A 25804-nucleotide genomic window follows, 5' to 3' on the forward strand; every position below is an offset into this window, starting at 1 on the left:
TACACGCAAAGCTCAGGATCACTGCGTCAGGGCAGCAAGAATGCTCTCGGGCTCTCCATGCTGGGCCAGCACCTCCCGCAGCCGGTTGAATGCCTTGCAGGCCTCTTGCGGATACTTGCCGTAAGAGACGACGCCGGTGTGGCTCCAGCCTGCCGCCAGCATCACTTTCTTCTTGAAACTGGTTCCTTCAGTTCCCCCTCCTCCGAGCTGCATCAGAAACTGCTCCATCTGCAGGTGGGGGGGCGGTACACGGGAGAAGGTGGTGAAATCTTCCGCTTTGACTTCATCGAAATGCATGACAGCTCCTGTGGAATTGGAATGGGCCTGATCTTCAGGTTAGTTGCAAAACAGGCAAAGCAGCTGAAAGTTTGGCGAGGGTGATTCAGATATGCAGACTGAGGGACTGGGTCGAGGCCGGGCTGACAGCCTGTCGATAGTGGCCCGCGATGACGCTGTTGCGCTTGTCCATATAGGCACTCAGCACACCGCCCGATTTCGCGCTCTGCTCGGCCATCAGCTCTTTGCGTGCCTTGGCCTCACTCGCGGCGGCGCTGCGCGCGACGGCCAGATCCTGCGCGGAAGGCTCGGCAGGCGCCAGCGCTGCAGCGCGGATCTGCTGCATCTTGGCGATGGTAGCCGCAGGGTCACCGGGTACGACACTGGTATCGATCTGGACTTCGCCACCCGTTGCATAACGCTTGCCATCCGGCCCTTGCGTAAACTGATAGGTGGGCGAGCTGGCGTACTCTCCACCCGCAGACTGGTGCGCCTGCTCGTGAGTGCGCACCTCCTTGTCACGCTCGGCAAGATCCTGAACCTGCTGCTCTTGCCGCTGTTGCTGCTCCTGCTGTTTGGGATCTTGCTGCTTGCGCTGCCCATCCTCACCGGTGGCCTCGACAAAGCGATTATCTGGCAGTGTCGTCGGGGCTAATTGCCCGGTTTCACGGCTGTTCTGGGAGGTCTGATTGCTGGAGGCCTGAGCGGCTTTGGATTTCTCTTTCTGGGAGCCGACTTCGGATTCGGCAACGGAGGCTTGGCCCGCCCGGGCCTGCGGGATCAGTTCTGCCCGGCGATTATCCGTCCTCGCCGCTTCCACCTGGGGTTGCAGCTGTGTCGGGATAAGGGGAGGCAGACTGACATTGATGTTCATCTCACACCCGGATGTCGATCAGGGTTCCCATCATATCGCTGGCAGTCTGCACTACCTTGGCGGAAGCGCCAGCCTGTTGCTCGGCCACCTTGAGATTGACAAGCTCATCGGTCACTTGCACCTGATCCCCGCTGGGGGTGTTGAGGCGGGCGATCTGATTGGATGCCTTGTCGGCAATCTGCTCGGCTCGCTGAAATCCCTGTACCCCGCTGTTGAAAGCAGAATCAATACGCATGGTGTTACTCCTCTGGTCACAGCTTAATTATCCGCCAGACCAGAGGATTAATGAAGCTTGCAGGCTGTTTTTTAGCCAACAAAATCTCGAACGATTTCAATGAATTCGTCAGGGTGGGAGATAAAAGGAGCGTGTGAGGCCTTGTTGAGGGTCACACTGCGGCTGACAGGGTAGAGATCATCCAGCAGGGGAATGGCCGCCTTGGGTACCAATGAATCCAGTCGCCCATAGATCCGCAACCAGGGCAGATCCAGCTCCCGCAGCGGTTCTCGCAGGTCAATGTCGGCCAACAGCGTCAGCCCGGCCTCGAGTGCGGCAAACTCGGGCGCCGGGCGCTCAGCCAGCCAATGGCGCAACTGACGGATATCGTCCCGGGCATGTTCGCTGCCCATTGCCTGGATCGCCAGAAAGCGCTCTATGGTCTGGCGAAAATCCCCCGCCAGCATCTGGTTGAAACCGGTCAGTACCTTGGGGGCGATCCCCGGCCACTCATCGCGGGCCATGAAACAGGGAGAGCTGGCTACCGTGATCAGGGAGTGCAACCGCTCGGGATGAGTCAGCGCCAACTGGCTTGCCACCAGACCGCCGAGTGACCAGCCAAGCAGATGGCACTTCTGCGGCAAGATGGCGGCCACCTGCTCGGCAAGCCAGGGCAGGCTGTAATCCACCTCGTCTGCCAGCGGGCTGTTGCCAAAGCCGGGCAAATCCACCAGATGAACCCGATAGTGGGACGCCAACTGTTGGGCAACACCATGCCAGACCGCACCGTTCATCCCCCACCCGTGCAACAGCACCAGATCGGGCCCCTGGCCAAACTGCTCTACCGATATGCTCATCTAGACTCAAGATCCCTGTTCATGCTCTTGGGGTCAGCATGTTAAAGCGACTGCTCGCTAAAGCAAGCCCGCTGCTCGGCAGCCACGGCGACTGGCAAGGGAGTTGCCTGCTCTGCCATCAGCCTTGCGACAACGAGCCCCTGCTCTGCAGCTGGTGTCGGCAGGCGTTGCACCAATCAGAGCCAAGATGCCGCCTCTGCGCCGCACCGCTGGCTGACTATATAGAAGAGAGCATACCGGTCTGTGGTCGCTGCCAGCGCAGACCTCCCCCCTGGGAGCGGTTGCAGGTGATTGGCGACTACCAAACCCCCTACCCCATGCTGATCCCCCGACTCAAATATTCCGGCCAGATCCTGCTGGCGCCACTACTGGCACGCCTCTTGGCCGATCATCTGGATGACAACGAGCCGCCGGAGGCGATCATTCCGGTCCCCCTGCACTGGTGGCGGCAGTGGCGGCGTGGGTTCAACCAGGCGGAGGAGATCGCGCAAGCCCTTGGCGAGTTCACCGACATTCCCTGCGACAACACCCTGCTGCAGCGCATCAAGTCGACACCGCAGCAAACAACCCTGAGCGCCGGGCAGCGACGGCGCAATCTGCGCGGCGCATTTCATATCGCGCCGCACCACTATCGCCATGTCGCCCTGCTCGATGACGTGGTTACCACAGGCGCCACCGCTGGGCAGCTCAGCAGTTTGCTCCATGAGAGCGGCATCACAAAGGTAGAAGTGTGGGCAATCTGTCGTACCCTGCGGCACAGCAAGTAGCCATCGGCATGCTACCCAAGCATTAATAACCGCGTTATCATGAATACCCTAGTCGTACACTCAGGTTTATGAGGATAGTGATGATCAGCATTTCCGACGCCGCCCAGGCCCATTTCCGTAAACTGCTGGAAAAACAGCCTGATGGCACCAATATCCGGGTGTTTGTGGTCAATCCGGGAACCCAGAATGCCGAGTGTGGCGTATCGTATTGCCCACCCGATGCCGTGGACCCGGAAGATCAACACCTGCCCTTCAGCGGCTTCGACTGCATGGTCGATCCCCTGAGCGCCCCCTTCCTGGTGGATGCCACCATCGACTTCGTGACCGATCAGATGGGCTCCCAGCTCACCCTGAAAGCACCGAACGCCAAGATGCGTAAAGTGGCCGACGACGCGCCGCTAATCGAGCGCATCGAGTACGTGTTGATGTCCGAAGTGAACCCCATGCTGGCCGGTCACGGTGGCAAGGTCACCTTGGTCGAGCTGACTGAAGACAAACTGGCCATCCTGCAGTTTGGCGGTGGTTGCAACGGTTGCTCCATGGTCGATTACACCCTGAAAGAGGGGATCGAGAAGCAGCTGCTGGAGAAGTTCCCGGGTGAGCTCAACGGTGTGAAAGACGCCACCGAGCACCAGCGCGGCGACCACTCTTACTACTGATTTGCAGCCCTTGCAGCAAAGAAAAGGCCCCGCCATCTGGCGGGGCCTTTTGCATGGGCAATCGGCAGATTACTCGTCCTTCTTGTCTCGCGACAGCAGGGCGATGGCCGCCTCTTTCGGGTTCTTACCCTCGTAGAGCACCTTGAAGATCTGCTCGCAGATGGGCATCTCGACGCCGCAGCGGGCCGCCAGCAGATGCACCTCTTTGGTATTGCGATACCCCTCCACCACCTGACCGATCTCGGTCATGGCTGTGTTCACATCCTTGCCAGCCCCGAGGGCCAGCCCGAAGCGACGGTTGCGCGACTGGTTGTCGGTACAGGTGAGCACCAGATCCCCGAGCCCCGCCATCCCCATAAAGGTTTTGGCATCGGCACCCAGCGCCGCACCCAGACGCTGCATCTCCACCAGACCCCGGGTGATGAGCGCGGTTCTGGCATTGGCGCCAAACCCGAGCCCATCGGAGAGGCCGGCACCGATGGCGATGACGTTCTTCACCGCCCCACCCAGCTGTAGACCGACGAAATCCGGATTGGTATAGACCCGGAACGAGCGGCCACAGTGCAGCAGGTGGGAGAGATCGTCGGCGAACTCGTCGTGAGTCGAGGCGACCGAGATGGCGGTCGGCAGACCGGCAGCCAGCTCCTTGGCGAAGGTGGGGCCGGAGATCACCGCCAGCGGTATCTCGTCACCCAGCACTTCACGGGCCACATCCTGCAGCAGACGGCCACTGTCCGGCTCCAGACCCTTGGTGGCCCAGGCGATACGGGTATCGGGGCGCAGGAAGGGTTTGATCCGGGTCAGCACATCACCAAATACATGGCTCGGCACGACCAGCAGCAGCACGGGAGCCGCTTGTACCGCACGTTGCAGATCCGCAGTTAGCTGCAAATCAACAGGAAAAGGGACATCAGGCAAAAACGCCTTGTTGCAGCGGTCTTGTTCCAGCTCGGCGACATGGGCGGGGTCGTGACCCCACAGCAGGGTCGGATGACCATTGCGCGCCAGAGAAATGGCAAGGGCGGAGCCATAAGACCCCGCCCCCAAGACCGATATAGCGATCTGGTCAGCCATTATCAGGCTTCCGCAGTCGCCTGCTGGGCCTGTGCTTGCGCCATGTGCTGGGCAAACAGGGCATCGAAGTTGACCGGTGCCAGGTTCAGCTGCGGGAAGGAACCCTTGCTCACCATGTTGGCCACGGCTTCGCGGGCATACGGGAACAGGATGTTCGGGCAGAAGGCAGCCAGGCAGTGAGCCAGTTGCGGCTCCGGCAGGTTACCGATGGTGAAGATACCGGCTTGCTGTACTTCGCACAGGAAGGCGGTTTCGGTTTCCAGTTTGCAAGTTACGGTCAGGGTCAGGACAACCTCGTACACGTTCTCAGCCAGGATGTTGGTCTTGGTATCCATATCCAGCTTGACGTCCGGCTGCCACTCTTTCTGGAAGATGTGCGGGGTGTTCGGCGCTTCGAAAGAGACATCCTTGGTGTAAACACGCTGGATGTGGAATTCCGGTTGTACTTCCTGGTTGTTGATCTCGTCAGCCATTTCGTTTGATTCCTTGTTATATGGATAAGTGGGCTCAGGCCCTGCTTAAATCAGCGTTTCTTGGTTACCGGCAGATTTTCTGCACGCCATTGGGCCATGCCACCGCCGAGCACATAAACCTGCTTGAAGCCAGCTTTGCTCAGCTGACGGCCCGCGCCGCCCGCAGTCATTCCCGACTCGCACACCACTATGATGGGGGCATCTTTATGCTTTTCAACCGGGCCCAGATTATTGCTCTGGATCTGGGTCAGCGGCAGGTGCTGGGCACCGGCCAGATGGCCCTTGGCGTACTCTTCCTGACTGCGAATATCCACCACGGTGGCATTCTCGCGGTTGATCAGCAGGGTCGCGGTGTGGTTGTTGACGGTTTTTACCGGGGACAAACGGGCACGCACAGTGGTGTAAACCAGGGTGCCAGCCAGACCCAACCAGGCTGCGGTCAGCAGCGGGTTACGGGCCGCAAAATCCAAATACTCTTGCATCTTCTACTATCCAGGGACCAAGACAAGGGCCCGAGTATACATGGGGGTATAGATAAGATCAGCCATCTTGGCGGCAAAGCGCGAGCAGGCTCCCATCATCATTGGGCAGCGAGCATGGCAGGAAGGGCGTGGCTTGCGGGGCCGCGGGAGCGCCCCTTGGCTATCAGGTGACTATTTCGGCAGATGTAGTAATATTACGCTAGTTTCATTTCCCGCATTTTTTCCAATCCGAGAGGACATAGTCTTATGTCAACAGCTAAGAAACCTTTGGTTCTGGTCATCATGGACGGTTGGGGCTACAGCACCAAGCAAGAGCACAACGCCGTCGCTGCCGCCAAGACTCCCAACCTCGATCGTCTGGCCCGTGACTACACCAGCACCCTGATCTCCGGCTCCGGCCTGGACGTCGGTCTGCCGGATGGCCAGATGGGCAACTCTGAAGTGGGCCACGTCAACATCGGTGCCGGTCGCATCGTCTATCAGGAGCTGACCCGCATCTCCAAAGACATCCAGGACGGCGAATTCTTCCAGAACGTCGAGCTGGCCAAGGCTGTTGACGCTGCCGTGACCAACGGCAAAGCCGTGCACATCATGGGCCTGATGTCCCCGGGTGGCGTACACAGCCACGAAGAGCACATCATGGGCATGATCGAAATGGCAGCCAAGCGTGGCGCCGAGAAGATCTACCTGCACGCCTTCCTGGATGGCCGCGACGTTCCGCCGCGCTCCGCCCAGTCCTCCATCGAGCTGTTCGATGCCCTGTTCGCCAAGCTGGGCAAGGGTCGTTTCGCCTCCATGATCGGCCGTTACTTCGCCATGGACCGTGACAACCGCTGGGATCGCGTGCAGCAAGCCTATGACCTGATGACCCAGGGCAAGGGCGAGTTCACCGCCAATAGCGCCACCGAAGCGCTGGCTGCCGCTTATGCCCGCGACGAGAACGACGAGTTCGTCAAAGCCACCCGCATCGGCGAAGCTGCCCCGATGGAAGATGGCGATGCGCTGATTTTCATGAACTTCCGTGCCGACCGTGCCCGTGAAATCACCCGCGCCTTCGTTGACACCGACTTCACCGGCTTCGCCCGTGCAGTCGAGCCGAAGCTGAACTTCGTGATGCTGACCGAATACGCGGCCGACATCAAAACTGCCTGTGCCTACCCGCCGACCGCTCTGGTCAACACCCTGGGTGAGTGGCTGGCCAAGCAGGGCAAGACCCAGCTGCGCATCTCCGAAACCGAGAAGTATGCTCACGTCACCTTCTTCTTCAACGGTGGCGAGGAATCCTGCTTCACCGGCGAAGATCGCGAGATCGTGGCCAGCCCGAAAGTGGCGACCTATGACCTGCAGCCGGAGATGAGCTCCGAAGAGCTGACCGACAAGCTGGTTGCGGCCATCAAGAGCGGCAAGTACGACGTCATCATCTGTAACTACCCGAATGGCGACATGGTTGGTCACACCGGTGTGTTCGATGCCGCCGTCAAAGCGTGTGAAGCCGTTGACCACTGCATCGGTCGCGTCACCGACGCCCTGGCCGAAGTGGGTGGCGAGTGCCTGATCACTGCCGACCACGGCAACGCCGAGAAGATGCTGGACGAAGAGACTGGCCAGGCCCACACCGCCCACACCAATCTGCCGGTTCCGCTCATCTATTTCGGTCGCAAAGCGGAGGTGGTTGAAGGTGGCAAACTGTCCGATCTGGCCCCCACCATGCTGACCCTGATGGGTCTGCCGGTGCCGCCGGAAATGACTGGCAAGCCCCTGATGATTCTGAAATAATCCTTCCCCATGCGGGGATGCGAAGTTATTTCACAGAAAACCAGTCGCGTCGGCCTGTTGGCCGGCGCGCTGTTTTTTTGCCTGTCGTTTGGCGTCAGCAAACCGGCTTTGGCCGCCAATCAGCAGCTGGGCACCATGCAGTCCCAGATCAAAGAGCAACAGAAGACCATCAAGCTCAGCAAGCAGGAGCTTGCCAAGCTTAATACCCAGCTCAAGGCTGACGAGCAGGCCATCTCGGCCGCCGCCGCCAAACTCAACCAGACCAGGCAGCAGTTGAAGCAGAACCAGCAGAAGCTGGCGACCCTGCAAAAGGACAAGCTGGCGCTGGAAGTTCAAGCCAAACATCAGAAGCAGTTGCTGGCCAAGCAGGCGGAAAGCGCCTTTCAAGCGGGCAACCACGACTACCTCAAACTGCTGCTCAATCAGCAGGATCCGGCCAAGCTGAGCCGCTCACTCGACTACTACGACTACCTCAACAAGGCCCGCATCGAGGCTATCGACGCCCTGCGAGCCACCCGTGACAAGCTGGCGAAAAACCAGCAGGCCACCAAAGAGACCGAAAGCAAGCTGCAAGCCCTGCTTGCCGAACAGCAGGAGCATCACCAGGCCCTGCTGGCCAGCCAGCAGAGCCGGGCCAAGGTGCGCAACCAGTTGCAGCAGTCGGTACAGGATGACGAGCAGAAGCTCTCCAAGCTGGTCAAGGCGGAGAAGGCGCTGAAAGCCCGGCTGGAGGAGCTGCGCCGCCAGCGGGAAGAGCAGGAGCGCCGCGAACGGGCCGAACGGGAACGGCTGGCCAAGCTGAAAGCGGAACAGGAGCGTCAGCGCAAGCTGGCCGAGCAGCGCCGCGCCGAGCAACAACGACTTGCCGCCCAGCAGAACAAAACCGTCAAACCGGCAGAACCGGTCGAAGAGATGTCCAGTACCAAACCGGAGCGAGGCTCTGGGATTGGGACCGCAGGTTACTACAGCGGGCTCAAGACCAATGGCAGCCTGCGCTGGCCGGTACAGGGGCCGATCCTCATCGCCTACGGCTCGCCGCGCACCGCCCAGCTCAAGTGGAAAGGCACCCTGATCGGCGCCAGCGAAGGAACCCAGGTAAAGGCGGTCGCACCGGGACAAGTGGTTTACGCCGACTGGCTCGACGGCTTCGGTATGCTGCTGGTAATCGATCACGGTAAGGGCTACATGAGCCTCTACGGTCACAATCAGTCGCTGCTGCGTCAGGTTGGCCAGAATGTGGAACAGGGTGAACCAGTGGCACTGGTCGGTGACAGTGGTGGCCAGGACAGACCGGGCCTCTACTTCGAAATTCGCTATCAGGGCGAGGCGATCAACCCGACCAAATGGCTGGCCAAGGGTTGAGTCAACCCGGCCGACAAACGCATCACACGCTCACAACAACAGCCTGCCTCACGCAGGCTTTTGTCGTTTCAGGAGTACAGCAACCCGCTGTCACCCCCATTTGATGAAAAATTACCTAATTTTTCGCTCGGCTCAGGGGAAGACAACCAGACCGATCTGCTCAAGCAAGGTCTGCTGCTGATCCTCGTTAATTTGCACCCCTTGCAGATCGACCCGGCGCAGATCCAGCCCCGGCAGATCGCACTGGCGCAGATCGCAGCCCTGCAATTTGAAGCTGGTCCAGTCGATCTGGCCAAACTCGGAGCCGCTGAGATCGGAACCCGCCAGCGAGGCACCAAACAGGTTGGCTCCCTGCCAGCGGTTGCCGGTCAGCTCGCACTTCTCCAGCAGGCAACCCTCGAAGCTGGCATAGCTGAAGTTGTTGCCGGTCAGATGGGCCTCGCAGAAGTAGCTTTTGGCGGTGATCTGGTTGGCGAAGCTGGCATGGCCGAAGTTGATACCGACCGCCTGACAGTCGCGCATCTCCAACCCCAGACACTGGCTGCGGCTGCAATCGGCCATGGTGAGATCACAGCGCAGAAAGCTGGCCTCGCGCAGCTCGCAACCCTGCAACAGGCAGCCCCGTTCACTCTCCCGATCGTAGAAGCTGCAGTCGATGAAGCGGCTATCGCTCAGATCCAGCCAGGAGAAGTTGCAGCCGATAAAGCGGCACTCCGAGAACTGCTCCCCCTCCACATCCTGTTGCTCGAACCGGACATCCACGAACTGCTTGCCTCTGATCATCGGAAAACTCCTGCAAAAACGGCTTCATATGCTGACTTTATCCGCCAAAAACGGTAATGTTACATGTAACATCCACGCTGGACACCCCTATGAGCCCCACCCGCAAGCGCCGCCCCACCCTGCAAGATATCGCCGACCAGACCGGCGTGACCAAGATGACTGTCAGCCGCTATCTGCGCGACCCGCAGACCGTAGCGGAGGGGACCCGCGAGCGGATCGCAGCTGTAGTGGAAGAGCTGGGTTATATCCCCAACCGAGCGCCGGATATTCTCTCCAACGCGACCAGCAAGGCGATCGGCATCCTGATCCCCTCCCTCTCCAACCAGGTTTTCTCGGCGGTGATCCACGGCATCGAGTCGGTGACCCGACCGGCCGGTTACCAGACCCTGCTGGCCCACTACGGCTACAGCCCGGAGCGGGAGGAGGAGCAGGTCGCGTCCCTGCTCTCCTATCACGTGGATGGGCTGATCCTCTCCGACAGCCAGCACACCGAACGCACCCGCAAGATGATCGCCACCGCCGGCATTCCGGTGGTGGAGACCATGGATCTGCCGCAAACCCCCATCGATATGGTTGTCGGCATGGATCATAGAGCCGCGGCCCGGGCCATGGTAACAGAGATGCTGCGCCGGGGCCGACGCAAGGTAGTCTATCTGGGGGCGCGGCTCGACGTGCGTACCCAGCTGCGGATGGAGGGGTACTATCAGGCGATGACCGACTTCGGCCTCACCGGCCAGCATCTGCTGACCGAACAATCCTCCAGCTTCACTCTGGGGGGCGAGCTGCTGGATCAGGCGCTGGTGCGCTATCCCGACCTCGACGGCCTGTTCTGCACCAACGATGACCTGGCGGTGGGCGCCCTGCTGCAGTGTCAGGCCAAGTGGATCCCGGTGCCCCAGCAGATCGCCATCGCCGGTTGCAACGCTCTCGACATCGGCCACGCCATGACCCCCAAGCTGGCCAGTATCGCCACCCCGCGGGAAGCGATCGGTCGGGAGGCGGCCACCATGCTGCTGGCTCGTCTCAGCGGCCAATCCCAACCCGACACCCGCAAGGATATCGGCTTCTCCCTCTATGTCGGGGAGAGTCTGGGCTAACCCCCCAGCCATCATGGCGTGTTTACCCGCAATGATGGCGCATACTGCAACCTCTTATCACCATCCTCTGCTCTATGCTGGCCCGGCATTACAGCCACATTTCAGGAGCAGAAAATGAACAACACCGAACGATTGCGAGCCTGCCTGCAGCGCGTTGTCTGCGATCCTCGTTTTACCCTGGCCGAGCTCGACCAGTGGTTCACCCCGGACTACTGCCAGCAGGTGAATGGCGAGCAGCTCGACTACATTGCCTTTTGCCAGCACATTGCGGCGCTGAGAGCTCATTTGGCCGAAACCACTATCGAGTTCGTCGCCACAATCGCGCAAGGGGACAGGGTGCACTCGACCCATGTGGTGCGAGCTACCCGCCACGATGGCGCCCCGCTGGTCTGCAAGGTGAGCGGCCTCTTCACCTTTCGCGACGGCAAGGTCTGCCAGACCGACGAGGTGACCTGCCTGCTGAGCGGCAGCAAGCAGGATGCCGACATAGGTTCACGACGCTGAGCCACGCCGGGCGAAGCGCTGGAGCGCGCGGGAGAAGGCGGCGGGATCTTCGTAACCGAGCAGGTCGGCAATCTGCACCGATGTGACCCCCTGATACTGCAACTGGCGAGCCCGCCCCATCACCACCTGCTCGCGCCACTGGCGGAAGGTACAACCCAGCTGCTGGAGGAAAAGCCGGTTGATAGTGCGCAGCGAAGCGCCGCAATCCATGGCCAGCTCGGCAAGCATGGTGTTGATTGAGGGCGCCTGACAGAAACGCTCCAGCACCCGCAGCAGGCGCGGGTCGAGGTTGGCCGCCAGCGCAGGCTGGGCTGCTTGCGGAGTAGCTCGCACCAGCTCGTGGCCAATCACCGTCAGATAGGCCTCCTGCTCGGTCCCCTCCTCCAGATCGCTCAGGCGGGCAAAAAGCCCTGCCAGCAGCGGCGTTACCTGCCGCAGACCAAAAGGGGCTGATGTGGACGAATCGGTATAGATAAGCGACAGGCGAGAGTGGCGCAGCACGCGAAACTCGTGCTCCCAGCCCGTCGGAATAAAGCAGAGCTGGCCGGCAACCAGCAGCTCGCTGGCAGCACCGCCGGTGATAACGCCACCACCTTCGTGCATGTAGCAATACTGGGCCTGCGGATGACAATGCAGCGGAGTGAAGTGCCCTTGCGGGCAGGAGCGATGGAGAAAGGACATATCGGCCAGCCGGATAAGAAACCGACCACGACCATAAGGGAGCAGACAGCACCCTGTAAATGGCTTTTCCGCTGTCAGAATGGCCAAAAGAAGCAGGCCACCCGAGGGTGGCCTGTTTGGTTTTCTGCACAACTGATGCTTAGCGTTTTACCAGCTCAACCGCTTCGCGGGAGAGGCGAGTCACCTCTTCCCAGTTGCCGCTCTTGACCGCATCGGCCGGCAGCATCCAGGAGCCGCCGACGGTGGCGACGCACTTGAGCGCCAGATAGTCGGCCACGTTTTTCGGGCCGATACCGCCGGTCGGGCAGAACTTCACCTGGGGCAGCGGCGCGGCAATGGCGGAGAGTGCCTTGGTACCGCCGTTCGCTTCGGCCGGGAAGAACTTCAGATGGTCATAGCCTGCTTCCAGCGCCTGCATCACTTCAGACGGAGTAGCAACGCCCGGGATCAGCGGCGCGGTGCTCTTGGCCGCGTGGGCCAGCAGGGCCGGGGTCATCCCCGGGGAGATGACGAAGCGGGCACCGGCGGCAACGGCTGCGTCAAACTGCTCGCAGTTGAGCACGGTACCGGCACCGACCATGGCATCCGGCATCGCCTTGGCGATGAGGGCGATGGCATCGAGCGCCACCGGGGTGCGCAAGGTGATTTCGAAGACAGAGATGCCGCCGTCGAGCAGCGCCTTGGCCATCGGCAGGGCCTGATCCAGCTCGTTGATAACCATCACGGGTACCAGCGGGGAGGCGGCAAACACCTCGGCCGGGGTCACTTTCCAGTTCTGCATAGCTCTTCCTTAGTCAAAGATGGTAGCGCCACACTCGGCGCTCGATACCGCGCGACGCATCACGCTGAACAGTTCACGGCCCCACCCCTCTTGTTCCAGAGTGAGGTCAATCTCGGCCTGGGTACGGCCACTCAAATCGGTCAGACAGTCGAGGCTGCCGTTTACCGCGTCAACCCGCAGCAGGTCGCCGTCAGCAAGCAGGCCGATGGCCCCGCCGTGCAGCGCTTCCGGAGTGACATGGATGGCGGCCGGGATCTTGCCGGAGGCACCGGAGAGGCGGCCATCGGTGACCAGCGCCACCTTGTAACCAGCCTTCTGCAGGTTGCCGAGCACCGGCATCAGCTTGTGCAGCTCCGGCATGCCGTTGGCGGCCGGGCCATTGTGGCGCACCACGATCACGGCATCCTGATTGAGATCGCCCGCCTTGTAGGCCGCTTCCACCGCATGCTGGGAGGAGAAAACCCGCGCCGGGGCTTCAATCACCCGATACTCGGGAGCCACGGCGGAGACCTTGACCACGGCGCGGCCCAGATTGCCCGCCAGCAGTTTGGTGCCGCCGGTGGCCTGGAACACGCTGCCGGAAGGTGAAAGCACGCTCGCATCGCCGCTCTCACCCACCGGCTGCCATACCAGCTGGCCATCCACCAGTGCCGGGCGGCTGAGGTAATCCTGCATCTCGCCAAAGACCGGAGTGGCGTCCATGTGGATCAGCCCCTCTTGCGCCAGACGGCGCATCAGGCCGGGCACGCCGCCTGCCTGTTCGAAGGCGTTGACGTCGGCCGGGCCGTTCGGGTACATGCGAACCAGCAGCGGCACCACGTCGGAGAGATCGCTGATGTCATCCCAGGTCAGTACCAGACCGGCCGCGCGGGCCAGCGCCACCATGTGGATGCTGTGGTTGGTGCTGCCGCCAGAGGCGAGCAGGGCCACCAGACCGTTGACCAGCGAGCGCTCATCCAGCACCTCGCTCAGCGGGCGATAGGCCGGGGAACCCGGGATCATGGCGCTGATGCGGCGGGCCGCTTCGGCGGTCAGGGCGCGGCGCAGCTCGCTATGCGGGTGCACAAAGGCGGAGCCCGGCAGCATCAGGCCCATGGCCTCGAACACCAGCTGGTTGGTGTTGGCGGTGCCGTAGAAGGTGCAGGTGCCTGCCGCGTGGTAGGCGCCGCACTCCATCTCCAGCAGAGCATCGCGACCCACTTCACCGGCGGCGTACTTCTGACGCACCTTCACCTTCTCGTCGTTGCTGATGCCGCTCGCCATCGGGCCAGCAGGAACAAATGCAGTCGGCAGGTGAGCGTGGGAGAGGGCCCCCATGATCTGGCCCGGAGCTATCTTGTCGCAGATGCCGAGCAGCAGGGTGGCATCGAAGGTGTTGTGAGAGAGCGACAGCGCGGTCGCCTGGGCGATCAGGTCGCGGGAGAAGAGGGACATGTCCATTCCCGGCTGACCCTGAGTCACGCCATCGCACATGGCGGGCACGCCGCCGGCGACCTGGGCGCTGTGGCCCAGCTCGGCCAGCACCGCCTTGATCTGATCCGGATAGCCCTGATAGGGCTGATGGGCGCTCAGCATGTCGTTGTAGGCGGTGACGATGCCGACGTTGGCGCGGGTCATATCGAGAATGCGACCCTTCTCGTCACTGCTGCAGGCGGCCACGGCGTGGGCCAGGTTGCCGCAGGCCAGCGCGGCGCGGGTCTTGCCCTGCTCTGCTTGACGCTGGATGCGGGCCAAAAATGCCTGACGACGGGCGACACTGCGCTCGCGGATGCGGGCGGTGACGTCGGAAATTACCTGATGAATCATTGGGCTTGCTCCAATGCTGTGACGGCGCGGTCAACCACCTGTTCGAAGGTGCCGTCTATATCAATGTGGAATACACCGGCTTCGCCATCCGGGCGCTCCAGAGTATCGAACTGACTTTGTACCATGCTTTCGCGCATGAAGTGGCCCTTGCGGGCACGCATCCGCTCGAGGATCAGCGGCTGGCTGCCATCGAGGAAAATGAAGCTGACCGACTCGTTGCCTTCGCGGATCTGGTCGCGGTACTTCTTTTTGAGGGCGGAACAGACAATGATGCCGGTCTCGTTCTTCTGCTCGAGACTGTAGGCGGCGTCGCGGATCCGCTCCAGCCAGGGGGCTCGATCCTCATCGTTGAGGGGGTTGCCGCCAGCCATCTTCTGGATGTTGGCCTTGGGGTGCAGGTCATCACCATCGATGAACTTGGCGCCCAGCGCTTCGGCCACTTTCAGACCCACGCTGGATTTGCCGCTACCACACACACCCATCACGATAATGCACTTACCCGCCATAATTTGACCTCTGTCCCACTTTTCAAAAAACCAGCTGTTGATGGGTTCTAATCTAACACGTTACCGGTAACATGTTACCGGTAACGATTGAAAATGTGAAGTCTGCCACAGACTGAGCAAACCCATAGTCACCTGGGCATATGATGTTGAGCCCTTGCCATAAATCTAAATAAATCATAAAGATATGGTTTGCCGACGGATCGGCAAGGTGTCACGACTGAACTTGGAAAAAGGAACGCATAACAATGTCTGACCTCTCCCTGATCATGACAGCCGCCGGCTCGATTGTGCTGCTGCTCTTCCTGGTGATGAAGGCCCGGCTCCACGCAGTGGTAGCCCTGATCCTGGTCTCCATGGTGGCGGGTCTCGCCGCTGGCATGAACCCGGCCGATATTGCTGCCACCATCCAGAAAGGGATGGGTGGCACCCTCGGTTTCGTCGCCGTGGTGGTGGCGCTGGGCGCCATGTTCGGCAAGGTGATGGAAGTGACCGGTGCCCTCGACCGAGTAGCCCACACTCTACTCGGCAAGTTCGGCGTCAAGCGCGCCAACTGGGCCATGGCCCTGACCGGCTTTGTCTGCGCCCTGCCGCTCTTCTTTGACGTGGCCGTGGTGCTGCTGATCGGCGTCGCCTTCGCCATCGTCCGTCGTGGCGGTGGCAGCGTGGTTAAGATTGGTATCGCCCTGCTGGCCGGTATCGCGACTTGCCAGGCCTTCCTTATTCCGGCGCCGGGCCCGATCCTGGTGGCATCCCAGCTGGGTGCCGACTTCGGCTACATGATCCTGTTCGGCCTGATCGCCGCCGTACCGGCGCTGATCCTGGCGGGCCCGCTGTTCGGTGACTTCATCAGCAAGATCGTCGATGTACCGCTGCCTGCCGATGCCCAGAACAGTGTCCACGATGACAGCAAATCCCTGCCCTCCTTCGGGCTGGCCATGGGCCTCATCGGCCTGCCGCTGCTGCTGATCGGCCTCAAGACCATCGTCGGTCGCTTTGTCGAGGCGGGCTCCACCCTGCACAACTGGCTGGAGTTCATCGGTCACCCCTTCACCGCCATCATGGTCGCCTGTCTGGCCGCCTTCTATCTGCTGGGTATTCGCCGTGGCATGTCCCGCGACGAGGTGATGAGCGTCTGCAACAGCGCCATCCAGCCGGCTGGCGTCATTATTCTGGTTACCGGTGCCGGTGGCGTGTTCAAGCAGGTGCTGGTTGATTCCGGTGTGGGTGCTGCCCTTGGCAACATGCTGGCCGATTCCGGTCTGCCCATTGTCGCGCTGGCCTTCATTCTGGCCGCTGCGGTACGGGTGATTCAGGGCTCTGCCACCGTCGCCATGCTGACCGCCTGCGGTCTGGTGCTGCCGATGCTGGAGCCGCTCGGTCTGAACGGCGCCCAGCTGGCGGCCGTCACCATCGCCATCGGCGGCGGAGCCATCGTGCTCTCTCACGTCAATGACTCCGGTTTCTGGCTGGCTAACCGCTACCTCGGCCTCACCGAGAAGCAGACTCTGCAGACCTGGACCGTGATGGAGACCATCATCGGCACCACTGGCGGCGTGATGGCGATGATCATCTACAGCTTCCTCTGACAAGAGCTAAATGCTGACAAAAAGGCCTCACTCGTGAGGCCTTTTTCATCTTTCTGATGATTCTTTCTTTGGCTGAGAGGGCGAGATTGCTAGAATCGCCTATTCATCGCTCCGAGTGGAACGCTTAACCCCGTGATTTCAGGTTTATCTATGCATTCATCGGCCCATTATCGACAACTGCTGGCGCGCCTGCCCCAGATCGCCGTCGCAGCGGATCAGTTTGAAGTGCTCTATAGCGCCCAGGATTTCAAACGCCGCATTCTCGCGCTTATCGCCAGTGCCACCCGGCGCATCTATCTGGTCGCGCTCTATCTGCAGGATGACGAAGCAGGCCGGGAGATCCTCTCCGCCCTCTACGCCGCCAAGCAGCGCAATCCGGCCCTCGACATCAAGCTGTTCGTCGACTTCCACCGTGCCCAGCGCGGCCTGATCGGCAAGGGCAAGCAGGGCGGCAACCACCTGATGTATCAGGCCATGGCTGCCGAACACGAGCACCAGATCGAAATCTACGGCGTGCCGGTCAAAGGGCGCGAGCTGCTCGGCGTGCTCCACCTCAAGGGCTTCATCTTTGATGATGTGGTGCTCTACTCCGGTGCCAGCCTCAACGACATCTACCTGCACCAGCAGGATCGCTACCGCTTCGATCGCTATCACCAGATCACCAGCCCGGAGCTGGCCCGCAGCATGGTCAACTATGTGGATGACCTGTTCGTGAAGAGCGACGCGGTGCAGCGACTGGATCACAGCGATATCCCCAGCGCCAAGCAGCTGAAGGGGCCAATCCGCCGCTTCAAGCAGAGCCTGCGCCAGAGCCAGTACCGTTTCAGCACCATGCCGGTCAACACCCAGGAGGTGGCCGTCACCCCCATGGTGGGTCTGGGCAAGCGCAACAATCAGCTCAACCTGATGATCCGCAATCTGGTGCGCGCCACCGAGCGGGAGATCTTCATCTGCACCCCTTACTTCAACCCGCCCAAGGAGTTGAGCAAGGATATCGAGGATCTGCTGCAGCGCGGTTGCAAAGTCACCATCGTAGTGGGCGACAAGACCGCCAACGACTTCTTCATTCCGCCGGAAGAGAAGTTCTCCACCATCGGTGGCCTGCCCTATCTCTACGAGACCAACCTGCGCAAGTTTGCCGAGCGCAACCAGCGCCACATCGACGACGGTCGCCTCAACCTGATGCTCTGGTGTTGCGAGCGCAACTCCTACCATCTCAAGGGGATCTTCGTGGATGACGAGTGGGCCCTGCTCACCGGCAACAACCTCAACCCCCGCGCCTGGGCGCTGGATCTGGAGAACGGCCTGCTGGTGCACGATCGTCGCCACCTGCTGCGTCCCCAGTTCAACGCGGAGCGGGAGAACATCCTGACCAACACCAAGCGGATCAGTCACTTCGATCAGGTGGAGCAGATCCAGGACTACCCGGAACAGGTGCGCAAGCTGCTGGGACGGATCCACCGGGTCAAGGCCCATCTGCTGCTTAAACGCATCATCTGACCTTGGGCGCCATGCGCCTGCACCTTGCCTGTTGGCAGCCACACAAAGGCCTCCCGTTTTCGGCAGGCCTTTGTTATATCCGCCGTTTCCCCCGCCTTGGCGGCCCAGCCAGCAGCAACTCGGCTTGCATCGGCCCCTCAACAACCCCTATCATCTGGACATATTTACAGTGTTTTCGGGCATCTAATTGATGAAATTGGATAAAATTCCTCTCGATAGCCTCAAGGGTGTCGGCAGCAAGATGCTGGAGAAGCTCGAGCGGCTGGGGCTGGCCACGGTACAGGATCTGCTGTTCCACCTCCCCCTGCGCTACGAGGACCGCACCCAAGTGTGGCCCATCGGCGATCTGCCGCCCGGCCTGCACGGCGCCGTCGAGGGCGAAATCCAGGACACTCAGCTGGTGATGGGGCGCCGCCGCATGATGGTCTGTCGCATCAGCGATGGCACCGGCACCCTCACCCTGCGATTCTTCAACTTTACCGCCGCCCAGAAAAACAGTCTGGCGGCAGGCCGTCTGATCCGCTGCTTTGGCGAGGTGCGCCCCGGCAAATACGGGCTGGAGATGGCCCACCCCGAGTACAAGCTGCTCGGTGAGGAGCAGGCAGGCCAAACCGAAGAGGCGCTCACCCCCGTCTACCCGACGACCGAAGGGTTGCGCCAGCTCACCCTGCGCAACCTCACCGATCAGGCGCTGGCCCAGCTCGACCTCTACGGCGTCGAGGAGCTGCTGCCCGCCGGACTCTATCCCCATCAGATTGAACTGGCCGCAGCCCTGAAATTGCTGCACCGTCCGCCCCCCTCGGTGGCGCTGCCGCTGCTGGAAAGCGGCCAACATCCGGCCCAGCAGCGACTGGTACTGGAGGAGCTACTGGCTCACAACCTCTCGGTACTCAAGGTGCGCGCTCAGGCGCAAACCCAGCTGGCTCGCGCCCTCAAACCGGCGCCCGAGCTGGTTGAACAGCTGCTCGGCGCCCTGCCGTTCAAGCCCACCGGCGCCCAGAGCCGGGTAGTAGCGGAGATAAGTAAGGATCTGCAACAGAGCCACCCCATGATGCGGCTGGTGCAGGGTGACGTAGGCTCCGGCAAGACCCTTGTCGCAGCGCTGGCCGCCCTGCAGGCTATCGGCAATGGCTGTCAGGTAGGCTTGATGGCACCGACCGAACTGCTGGCGGAACAGCACGCCATCAACTTCGCCAAGTGGCTGGAGCCGCTCGGCATCGGAGTCGGCTGGCTGGCGGGCAAACAGAAAGGCAAGGCGCGGGAAGAGGCGCTGGCCGCCATCGCCGATGGCAGCGTCAAGATGGTGGTGGGTACCCACGCCATCTTCCAAGAGCAGGTGGTGTTCCAGCGCCTGGCACTGGTCATCATCGATGAACAACACAGATTCGGGGTGCATCAGCGCCTCGCCCTGCGCGAGAAAGGGGAGCGGGAAGGGGTACATCCCCATCAGCTCATCATGACCGCTACCCCCATCCCCCGCACCCTGGCGATGACCGCCTATGCCGACCTCGACACCTCGATCATCGACGAACTGCCGCCGGGCCGTACCCCCATCACCACGGTGGCGCTGCCCGACAGCCGTCGCGGCGATGTGATCGAGCGGGTCAAGCTCGCCTGTACCGAGGGCAAGCAGGCCTACTGGGTCTGCACCCTGATCGAGGAGTCGGAGGTGCTGGAGTGTCAGGCCGCCGAGGATACCGCTGCCGAGCTGCAAGACCTGCTGCCGGGGCTGCATATCGGGCTGGTGCACGGCCGAATGCGGCCGGTGGAGAAACAGCGGGTGATGGAGGAGTTCAAGGCAGGCATACTGCAACTGCTGGTCGCCACCACCGTCATCGAGGTGGGGGTGGATGTGCCCAACGCCAGCCTGATGATCATCGAGAACCCGGAGCGACTGGGACTGGCGCAGTTGCACCAGCTGCGCGGCCGGGTTGGCCGGGGTGCGGTGGCCTCGCACTGCGTGCTGCTCTATCATGCCCCCTTGTCCAAGACGGCCCAGAGCCGGCTCGGGGTGCTGCGGGAGACCAACGATGGCTTCCTCATAGCCCAGCGCGATCTGGAACTGCGCGGCCCGGGGGAACTGCTCGGCACCCGCCAGACCGGTCTGGCCGATCTCAAGATCGCTGATCTGGTGCGGGATCAGCCGCTTATTCCGCAGGTGCAAAAAATGGCGCGCTTCCTCATGGATAGGCACCCAAGCCATGTCGAACCCTTGATTCGCCGTTGGCTCGGCTTACGGGATCACTATTCCAATGCCTGACCGAGGTAGATGCAGAAGATGGGTACATGTCCTTATGGATAGGCATCCGAGTCATGTCGAACCCTTGATACGGCGCTAGCTCGGTCTGCGAGACCACTACTCAAACGCCTGACAACCACCCCAAAACAGGAGGAAAGCAACCATGAATTCCTGGCTACGCGGCCTGCTCTACACCTTCGCCTTCCTGCTGCTGTTTGTCTGGGTTGCCCTCGGCCTGTTCGACGCCGAGCGCGCCAAAGGCCCCATCGCCAGCTGGATCAGCCAGCAGACCGGCGTACCGGTCACCATAGGGCGACTGGTGTTCAACCCGCTCCACCCCTACACCCTGCTGGCAGAGCAGGTACGCTACGGCGATGCGGTCTCCCTCGACAAGATCTATCTGGAGATCGAGAGCATCGACTGGCTGAGCCGCGACGTGCGCATCGCCCATCTCGATCTCATTCGCCCCGCCATCAAGCTGCCGCTACCCAACCAGCTGCCGAACCTGCCGGTGCACTCCCTCACCATCAGCGACAGCACCATCGATCGCCTCAGTCTGGAGAGCCCCGAGCTGACCCTGCGCGGCCTCAATGCCACCCTGAGTGACTGGGAGCTGATCGACCCGAAACGGCAGCCACAGGCCAACCTGAGCCTCAATATCGGCCAGCTGGAGACCCCGCAGTTCACCTTCGCCCGCCTCAGCCTGCAAGGAAGGCTGGAAGGGGAAGTGCTGCGCACCGACAAGCTGGTGACCAACCTGTTCGACGGTCTGCTGGAGACCGGCATGGTGCTGGACTGGCCCGCCCGCACCCTGCAACTGCATGACCTCAAGGCGCGCGGCATGCGGGTGGAGCTGGGGGATCTGACACAACAAGGCTTCCCGCAGCGCTTCCCGTTGCAAAGCGTGTCGCTGGATCGCGGCCAGCTGGACGGCGTCAGCCTCAACGACATCAATCAGGAGCTCTCCTTCAACAACTTCAGCGGCCAGCTCACCGCCTTCAACTGGCAGGCGGGCAACCAGCCCACCGGCTATCTGAGCGGCACCCTGGGCGACATGGGCCGTGGCCTGTTCCAGCTGGAGGAGATCAAGGGCAAGCTCGCCTTCTCGCCCCAGCAGATCGACGGCGAACTGCAGGGCAAGGCCTATGAAGGGGAGTTCAATGTCGAGCTCTCCCTCGATAGCCAGCAGCAGAAGCTGACCCTGAAAGACGTGGCGCTGAGCGGCATGGATATCAGCCTGCCACAGGGTTGGTGGCAGGATTGGCAGAGCTGGCGCCCGCAGCAGGTCGATATCCGCAAGCTGGCGTTCGACAAGCTCAAGGTGCTCTCCTTCGACGATACCCTGCCCCTGTCGCTGACCGGCTGGCAGCTCTATCTGAGCGATCTCGCCCTGCGCGATAACCAACCCGGCCCGCTGCTCGGCCGCGCCCGTATCGAGAGCAAGTGGTTCGAGCTGGTGTGGGATGGCCTCAGCGCCCGCAACGGCGAGCTGGATGGGGAACTGACCCCCAGCTCCTGGCAACTGGGAAAACTCACCAGCTCGCTGCCGGATGAGGGCACCTTCAACCTGAGTGGCCAGTGGGGCCGCGAGCCGGGCCAGAGCAGTCGCCTCCAACTGCAGGCGACCAAGCTGGATCTGCAGCAGTGGGGCAAGATATTTCACTCCCCTGTCTCGTTCGCCGGCAAGGCGGACGTGAGTGCCGACCTGCAAGCCGAACACGGCAAAACGGCGGGCGAGTGGCGCCAGACCCTGCAAGGCAGCTTTGCCCTCGATGCCGACGAGCCGTTCTGGGACAAGGTGAAGATAGATCCGCTGCTGGATGAGTGGTTCAAGGGCGCGACCCCGCCCACCCTGACGCCGGATCAGCTGTGGCAGGCGATGCAGGAGGGTGACACCCCCTTCTACCGCATCAAGCTGCAAGGCAAGATCGACAAGGGGCAACTACAAGTCGAGCAGGCTGGCGCCTCCACCATCACCCATCTACTGGCGCTGCAAGGGGGGATCGATCTGGTCAACGAGCAGTGGCAGCTCGATCTGGGGATCCTCAACGGCAACCGCTGTGCCGAGCTGCTCGGCCAGTGGCGCGGGCCGCTGACGGAACCCACACTGGCATGGAGCTTCCCGCAGAAGCAGGACTCTTGCGGCTGGGAGGTAGGGGTGCGTTATCCGCCGCAAGGCAACAGCACCCCGCTCTGGCGACCGGCTCCCGCGCCGAAATCCCAAGCCCAAGTGCAGACCCAAGCCGGGCAGACAAGCGACAGCCAGCAAGGGTAAAAACAGACAAGGCCTCATGATGAGGCCTTGTTGTTTGATGGGGAAACGGCGCGGTTACTGGCCCGGACGGCGGGGCGGCTGCACCACGTAGTGACCGCAAAACTCCGCCGCCAGCTTGCCGCCGCTGAACAGCTGGATCTTGAGGCTGAAGGTGGCAGGCTCACCCCGTTTGAGCGGCTGCAGCACGGCGGGCATACCCTCGCGGGCCACTCGCGCCTCCGGCTCCTCATCAACAGGGCCATGATATTTGATGGTGCTCTCGGCCAGCACCGGCTCGCCCACCAGCCCCTCCTCTTTAAGCTGCAGCCAGATCAGCCCCCAGCCCGCCAGCACGCACTGGCTGTAGACACTGCCGGCGAACATGCTGCCATGCACGTTGAAATTGGCCGCCAGATTGGCCTTGAGATGGAAGGTCTGGCCGTCGTAGTGGCTGATGTGCATCCCCATCTTCTCGCTGATGGGCACCCCGCGTGACCAGCGGGTGGTGAGATCCTGACACCACTCCGGCCGATACTGGATGGTCTGCAACGGGCTCAGGGATTTGATCATCTGGCGATGGGGAATACGGCCGAAGGAGACGGGGCCGCCCCCCACTTCGAGAAAACCGCACTTGCGATAGAACTCCACCGCTTCCTGACGGGCGTTCATCACCAGCCGTTTCACCTTCTCGCTGCGGGCCAGCTCCTCGAGATCCTCCACCATTCGGGCGCCCAGCCCCTGGCCGCGATATTCGGGGCGCAGCGCCATAAAGCGGATCTGCGCCTCGTCACCGCCGATAAAGAGGCGCCCCACCGCGATGGGGGTGCCATCGGGTGCCAGCATCAGTCGGTGAATGGCGACCGTGTCGTATTCGTCCCGCTCGGAACCGACGGGCAGATTGAAGGGTTTACGCAGAAGTTCCCAGCGCAACTGGTAGTAGGCATCCAGCTCGGCGACTGTCTGAGGGGTGACTACCCGGTACATAGTTTCATCCTTGAGTTACACTGGTCGGAAACCATCTTGCCGTGCAAATTCATGGACTTCAATCTGCAAGCGTACCAAGCCGATCACTTGTTGCACCTCAGCGTCAAACCCCAGCGCCGCCTCACGGTACAAGAAAATGACCAGCACCGCTGGCTGGAGATAGACGGCGTGGTGCAATCCGCCATGTCGCTCGCCGACCCCGCGACCCTCTGTCTGCCCCATCAACGTGTCATCGCCTGCCTGCTGCCGGAGCAGGCCACCCGGATCCTAGAACTGGGTCTGGGTGGCGGCGATCTCACCCGCCATCTGAGTCAGCGCTGGCCCTCGGCTCGCCACGAGTGCGTCGACCTCGACGAAGAGGTGCTGACCGTTTATCAGCAGTTTTTCCAGCATCAGGAGAGCGATGAACGCGCCGCTCCGGCACTCCATCAGGCCGATGCCCTCGCCTTTCTCGAGCAGAGCGAGCAGCAGTACGACCTCATCCTGCTCGATCTCTTCAGTCAAGATGGCAACCCGCTGCTGCTGTTTCAGGAGCGGCTCTACCGGGCGCTGGCTCCCCGCCTCTGCGGCACTCTGGTCATCAACCTGTTGCCACGCACCGAACTGGAGCTAACCCACGCCCTGACGCTGATAGAACAGTGGATTGGCCCAGCCACCCCCTATCCGGTCGCAGGGCTCATCAACGTGATCGTCCACGTCATACCGCGGGATCAGGCATCCTCAGACCTGTAGCCAGAAGGTAACCGGGCCGTCGTTGACCAGCGCCACCTTCATGTCGGCGGCAAAACGCCCGGTTGCGGTCGGGATGCCGCTGGCAGCAGCCTTCGCCACGAAGTAGTCATAGAGGCGTTCGGCCTCGCTCGGGTGGGCACCGCAGGAGAAGCTGGGGCGCATCCCGATCTTGGTGTCGGCTGCCAGGGTAAACTGGGAGACCACCAGCAGGCTGCCACCGATCTGGCTGACATTCAGGTTCATCTTGCCGTTCTCGTCACTGAAGACCCGATAGCCGCTCACCTTGTGCAGCAGTTTGTCGGCCTTGACCTCATCATCCCCCTGCTCCACCCCGAGCAGCACCAGCAATCCCTGACCGATGGCGCCGGTCACCTCCCCCTCGACAGTCACGCTGGCCTCGCTGACCCGCTGAATCAATGCAATCACATCCCTCTCCTTTGAAAACAGAACGACCGCCCCCTCGCAGGGGCGGTCGTCGATGCTACCAATAAACCGGTGGGCAAGGCGATGGCTTAGCCAAGCTCCTCACTCGCCGGTTTCTCATATTCACCGAGGCAGGCCGTGGTTTCCGCACCAAGCAGTACCACCAGCCAACTGAGATAGACCCAGACAAACAGGATCGGGATGGTGGCCAGCGCACCGTAGATGGCCTGATAGGAGGGGAAGCTGGTGATGTAGATGGCAAAGCCGCGCTTGGCCAGCTCGAACAGGGTCGCCGCCACCAGCGCGCCGATAAAGGCGTGAGCCAGCCGCACCTTGCAGTTCGGTACCACGGTATAGACCAGCAGGAAGGTGAGCACCGAGAAGAGGAACGGCAAGCCGCGCAGCAGCAGATAGCCGATGCCGAACAGGCTCTCGGCGCCAAACAGCCGCAGCGAGAAGATGTAGGAGGAGATGGCGATACTGGCCCCGATAAGCACGGGCCCCAGGGTCAGGATCATCCAGTACATGGCAAAGGCCTGCGCCAGCGGGCGGCCTTGGGTCGAACGCCAGATGTAGTTGAGGTTCTTGTCGATGGCGGAGATCAGCATCAGCGCCACCACCACCAGTGCCCCGATCCCCACTGCCGTGGTGTTGGTGGCATTGGCGACGAAACCGTCGATGTACTCCTTGAGCACCTCTCCCGCCGTCGGTACAAAGTTGTGGTAGACGAACTGCTCCATCGCCTGCTTGAGACTCTGGAACACCGGGAAGGCGGACATCATGCCAAAGACCACGGCGATCATCGGCACCAGTGAAAGCAGGGTGACATAGGCCAGATAGCCGGCGGTCACCGTCAATCTGTCCTGCTGGAAACGGCCCCAGACAAACTGGGCAAAGTGGCGACCATCATGGCGCAAGAAGGAGAGGGCGTGGGCCAAACGGCCGCTGACAGGCTGCTGCATCTTGATTCTCGTTAGCGTCATAGTGGCAATATTGTGTCAGAGGAGAGCGCTGTTTGACCACCTTTGTACCCGATTTGCCTCCATATGCCCCAACCTGTTATCCGGCTGGCGTCTCTGGCTGTCGCCAGAAGCAGAGATAAAAACGGCCCCGC

At 61.6% G+C, this 25804-nt stretch carries 26 protein-coding genes; 11 read left to right on the top strand and 15 right to left on the bottom strand.

From position 1 onward, the window contains the following. Nucleotides 1–18 precede the first annotated feature (18 nt). The 4 genes from AB5Y82_RS05755 to bioH form a co-directional block, all read right to left on the bottom strand. Nucleotides 19–297 carry a hypothetical protein gene (locus AB5Y82_RS05755; protein ID WP_005355353.1) on the bottom strand — a complete coding sequence of 93 codons (279 nt, stop codon included), beginning with the start codon at nt 295–297 and terminating at the stop codon, nt 19–21. Between the two features lie 85 nt (nt 298–382). Beyond that, nucleotides 383–1150 (bottom strand): putative metalloprotease CJM1_0395 family protein, encoded by a 768-nt coding sequence (locus tag AB5Y82_RS05760; protein ID WP_111900474.1) that lies wholly within the window; start codon nt 1148–1150, stop codon nt 383–385. A gap of 1 nt (nt 1151) precedes the next feature. Continuing rightward, a complete protein-coding gene (locus AB5Y82_RS05765; protein WP_005340632.1) occupies nt 1152–1385 on the bottom strand; it encodes a flagellar basal body rod C-terminal domain-containing protein in 234 nt (77 codons plus the stop codon). Between the two features lie 71 nt (nt 1386–1456). Then, nucleotides 1457–2221, bottom strand: a complete 765-nt coding sequence (gene bioH, locus AB5Y82_RS05770) for a pimeloyl-ACP methyl ester esterase BioH (protein ID WP_111900473.1) — start codon at nt 2219–2221, stop codon at nt 1457–1459. Between the two features lie 38 nt (nt 2222–2259). Between bioH and AB5Y82_RS05775 the strand changes: the two genes are divergently transcribed. Together AB5Y82_RS05775 and nfuA are read left to right on the top strand one after the other, a co-directional pair. Continuing rightward, on the top strand, nt 2260–2988 hold the full coding sequence (locus AB5Y82_RS05775) for a ComF family protein (RefSeq protein ID WP_111900472.1): 729 nt from the start codon (nt 2260–2262) through the stop codon (nt 2986–2988). A gap of 80 nt (nt 2989–3068) precedes the next feature. Further along, entirely contained in the window at nt 3069–3647 is a 579-nt protein-coding gene (gene nfuA / locus AB5Y82_RS05780; protein ID WP_005340636.1) for a Fe-S biogenesis protein NfuA, read from the top strand. 69 nt (nt 3648–3716) lie between these two features. On the opposite strand, the gene gpsA is transcribed toward nfuA, so the two are convergent. The 3 genes from gpsA to AB5Y82_RS05795 are packed head-to-tail and all read right to left on the bottom strand — an operon-like array spanning nt 3717 to nt 5676. Next, nucleotides 3717–4721 (bottom strand): NAD(P)H-dependent glycerol-3-phosphate dehydrogenase, encoded by a 1005-nt coding sequence (gene gpsA, locus AB5Y82_RS05785; protein WP_058058785.1) that lies wholly within the window; start codon nt 4719–4721, stop codon nt 3717–3719. Nucleotides 4722–4723: 2 nt separating this feature from the next. Further along, complete coding sequence (secB, locus tag AB5Y82_RS05790) at nt 4724–5194, bottom strand: protein-export chaperone SecB (RefSeq protein WP_005340639.1); 471 nt, start codon at nt 5192–5194, stop codon at nt 4724–4726. Between the two features lie 50 nt (nt 5195–5244). After that, nucleotides 5245–5676 carry a rhodanese-like domain-containing protein gene (locus AB5Y82_RS05795; protein WP_005340640.1) on the bottom strand — a complete coding sequence of 144 codons (432 nt, stop codon included), beginning with the start codon at nt 5674–5676 and terminating at the stop codon, nt 5245–5247. A 246-nt stretch (nt 5677–5922) separates the two neighbouring features. Here AB5Y82_RS05795 and gpmM point away from each other — a divergent pair, with 246 nt between their 5' ends. After that, the gene (gene gpmM / locus AB5Y82_RS05800) at nt 5923–7452 is read left to right on the top strand and encodes a 2,3-bisphosphoglycerate-independent phosphoglycerate mutase (RefSeq protein ID WP_005342668.1); all 1530 of its coding nucleotides are present in this window, start codon (nt 5923–5925) and stop codon (nt 7450–7452) included. Nucleotides 7453–7461: 9 nt separating this feature from the next. Then, nucleotides 7462–8814, top strand: a complete 1353-nt coding sequence (envC, locus tag AB5Y82_RS05805) for a murein hydrolase activator EnvC (RefSeq protein WP_368173757.1) — start codon at nt 7462–7464, stop codon at nt 8812–8814. Nucleotides 8815–8946: 132 nt separating this feature from the next. Here envC and AB5Y82_RS05810 read toward each other — a convergent pair whose 3' ends face one another. Further along, nucleotides 8947–9597 (bottom strand): Qnr family pentapeptide repeat protein, encoded by a 651-nt coding sequence (locus AB5Y82_RS05810; protein WP_111900469.1) that lies wholly within the window; start codon nt 9595–9597, stop codon nt 8947–8949. Between the two features lie 89 nt (nt 9598–9686). Between AB5Y82_RS05810 and AB5Y82_RS05815 the strand changes: the two genes are divergently transcribed. Together AB5Y82_RS05815 and AB5Y82_RS05820 are read left to right on the top strand one after the other, a co-directional pair. Further along, the gene (locus AB5Y82_RS05815; protein WP_043821541.1) at nt 9687–10694 is read left to right on the top strand and encodes a substrate-binding domain-containing protein; all 1008 of its coding nucleotides are present in this window, start codon (nt 9687–9689) and stop codon (nt 10692–10694) included. 114 nt (nt 10695–10808) lie between these two features. Then, nucleotides 10809–11198, top strand: coding sequence for a nuclear transport factor 2 family protein (locus tag AB5Y82_RS05820; RefSeq protein ID WP_139408827.1), 390 nt, complete (start codon nt 10809–10811; stop codon nt 11196–11198). On the opposite strand, the gene AB5Y82_RS05825 is transcribed toward AB5Y82_RS05820, so the two are convergent. The 4 genes from AB5Y82_RS05825 to AB5Y82_RS05840 all read right to left on the bottom strand — a co-directional run bounded on the left by AB5Y82_RS05825 (nt 11187) and on the right by AB5Y82_RS05840 (nt 14972). Next, nucleotides 11187–11879 carry an AraC family transcriptional regulator gene (locus tag AB5Y82_RS05825; protein ID WP_108613016.1) on the bottom strand — a complete coding sequence of 231 codons (693 nt, stop codon included), beginning with the start codon at nt 11877–11879 and terminating at the stop codon, nt 11187–11189. The two genes, AB5Y82_RS05820 and AB5Y82_RS05825, sit on opposite strands and share 12 nt — an antisense overlap. Before the next feature lie 139 nt (nt 11880–12018). Continuing rightward, complete coding sequence (locus tag AB5Y82_RS05830) at nt 12019–12660, bottom strand: bifunctional 4-hydroxy-2-oxoglutarate aldolase/2-dehydro-3-deoxy-phosphogluconate aldolase (protein ID WP_005342660.1); 642 nt, start codon at nt 12658–12660, stop codon at nt 12019–12021. Between the two features lie 9 nt (nt 12661–12669). Beyond that, nucleotides 12670–14466, bottom strand: a complete 1797-nt coding sequence (edd, locus tag AB5Y82_RS05835) for a phosphogluconate dehydratase (RefSeq protein WP_021230776.1) — start codon at nt 14464–14466, stop codon at nt 12670–12672. Then, nucleotides 14463–14972: a gluconokinase gene (locus AB5Y82_RS05840; protein ID WP_005340649.1), complete on the bottom strand. Its 510-nt coding sequence runs from the start codon at nt 14970–14972 to the stop codon at nt 14463–14465. The genes edd and AB5Y82_RS05840 overlap by 4 nt, the downstream gene beginning before the upstream one ends. Nucleotides 14973–15217: 245 nt before the next feature. Between AB5Y82_RS05840 and gntU the strand changes: the two genes are divergently transcribed. The 4 genes from gntU to AB5Y82_RS05860 all read left to right on the top strand — a co-directional run bounded on the left by gntU (nt 15218) and on the right by AB5Y82_RS05860 (nt 22572). Further along, nucleotides 15218–16558, top strand: a complete 1341-nt coding sequence (gene gntU, locus AB5Y82_RS05845; protein ID WP_069527617.1) for a gluconate transporter — start codon at nt 15218–15220, stop codon at nt 16556–16558. A gap of 150 nt (nt 16559–16708) precedes the next feature. Further along, nucleotides 16709–18058: a CDP-diacylglycerol--serine O-phosphatidyltransferase gene (gene pssA, locus AB5Y82_RS05850; RefSeq protein WP_021230775.1), complete on the top strand. Its 1350-nt coding sequence runs from the start codon at nt 16709–16711 to the stop codon at nt 18056–18058. A 190-nt stretch (nt 18059–18248) separates the two neighbouring features. Beyond that, the gene (recG, locus tag AB5Y82_RS05855) at nt 18249–20318 is read left to right on the top strand and encodes an ATP-dependent DNA helicase RecG (protein WP_201296133.1); all 2070 of its coding nucleotides are present in this window, start codon (nt 18249–18251) and stop codon (nt 20316–20318) included. Nucleotides 20319–20460: 142 nt separating this feature from the next. Beyond that, nucleotides 20461–22572: an AsmA family protein gene (locus tag AB5Y82_RS05860; RefSeq protein WP_201902617.1), complete on the top strand. Its 2112-nt coding sequence runs from the start codon at nt 20461–20463 to the stop codon at nt 22570–22572. Between the two features lie 54 nt (nt 22573–22626). On the opposite strand, the gene AB5Y82_RS05865 is transcribed toward AB5Y82_RS05860, so the two are convergent. Then, the gene (locus AB5Y82_RS05865) at nt 22627–23535 is read right to left on the bottom strand and encodes a bifunctional GNAT family N-acetyltransferase/hotdog fold thioesterase (protein WP_167573733.1); all 909 of its coding nucleotides are present in this window, start codon (nt 23533–23535) and stop codon (nt 22627–22629) included. A gap of 51 nt (nt 23536–23586) precedes the next feature. Between AB5Y82_RS05865 and AB5Y82_RS05870 the strand changes: the two genes are divergently transcribed. Further along, a complete protein-coding gene (locus tag AB5Y82_RS05870) occupies nt 23587–24267 on the top strand; it encodes a spermidine synthase (RefSeq protein ID WP_201902640.1) in 681 nt (226 codons plus the stop codon). On the opposite strand, the gene dtd is transcribed toward AB5Y82_RS05870, so the two are convergent. Both dtd and AB5Y82_RS05880 read right to left on the bottom strand, forming a co-directional pair. Beyond that, nucleotides 24256–24693, bottom strand: a complete 438-nt coding sequence (gene dtd / locus AB5Y82_RS05875; protein WP_201902618.1) for a D-aminoacyl-tRNA deacylase — start codon at nt 24691–24693, stop codon at nt 24256–24258. The two genes, AB5Y82_RS05870 and dtd, sit on opposite strands and share 12 nt — an antisense overlap. Nucleotides 24694–24779: 86 nt before the next feature. Continuing rightward, nucleotides 24780–25652, bottom strand: a complete 873-nt coding sequence (locus tag AB5Y82_RS05880) for a virulence factor BrkB family protein (protein WP_041209731.1) — start codon at nt 25650–25652, stop codon at nt 24780–24782. Nucleotides 25653–25804 lie beyond the last annotated feature (152 nt).

Origin of the sequence: Aeromonas sp. s13 (assembly GCF_040907905.1) — a bacterium.
Taxonomy (GTDB): Bacteria; Pseudomonadota; Gammaproteobacteria; order Enterobacterales; family Aeromonadaceae; genus Aeromonas; species Aeromonas veronii.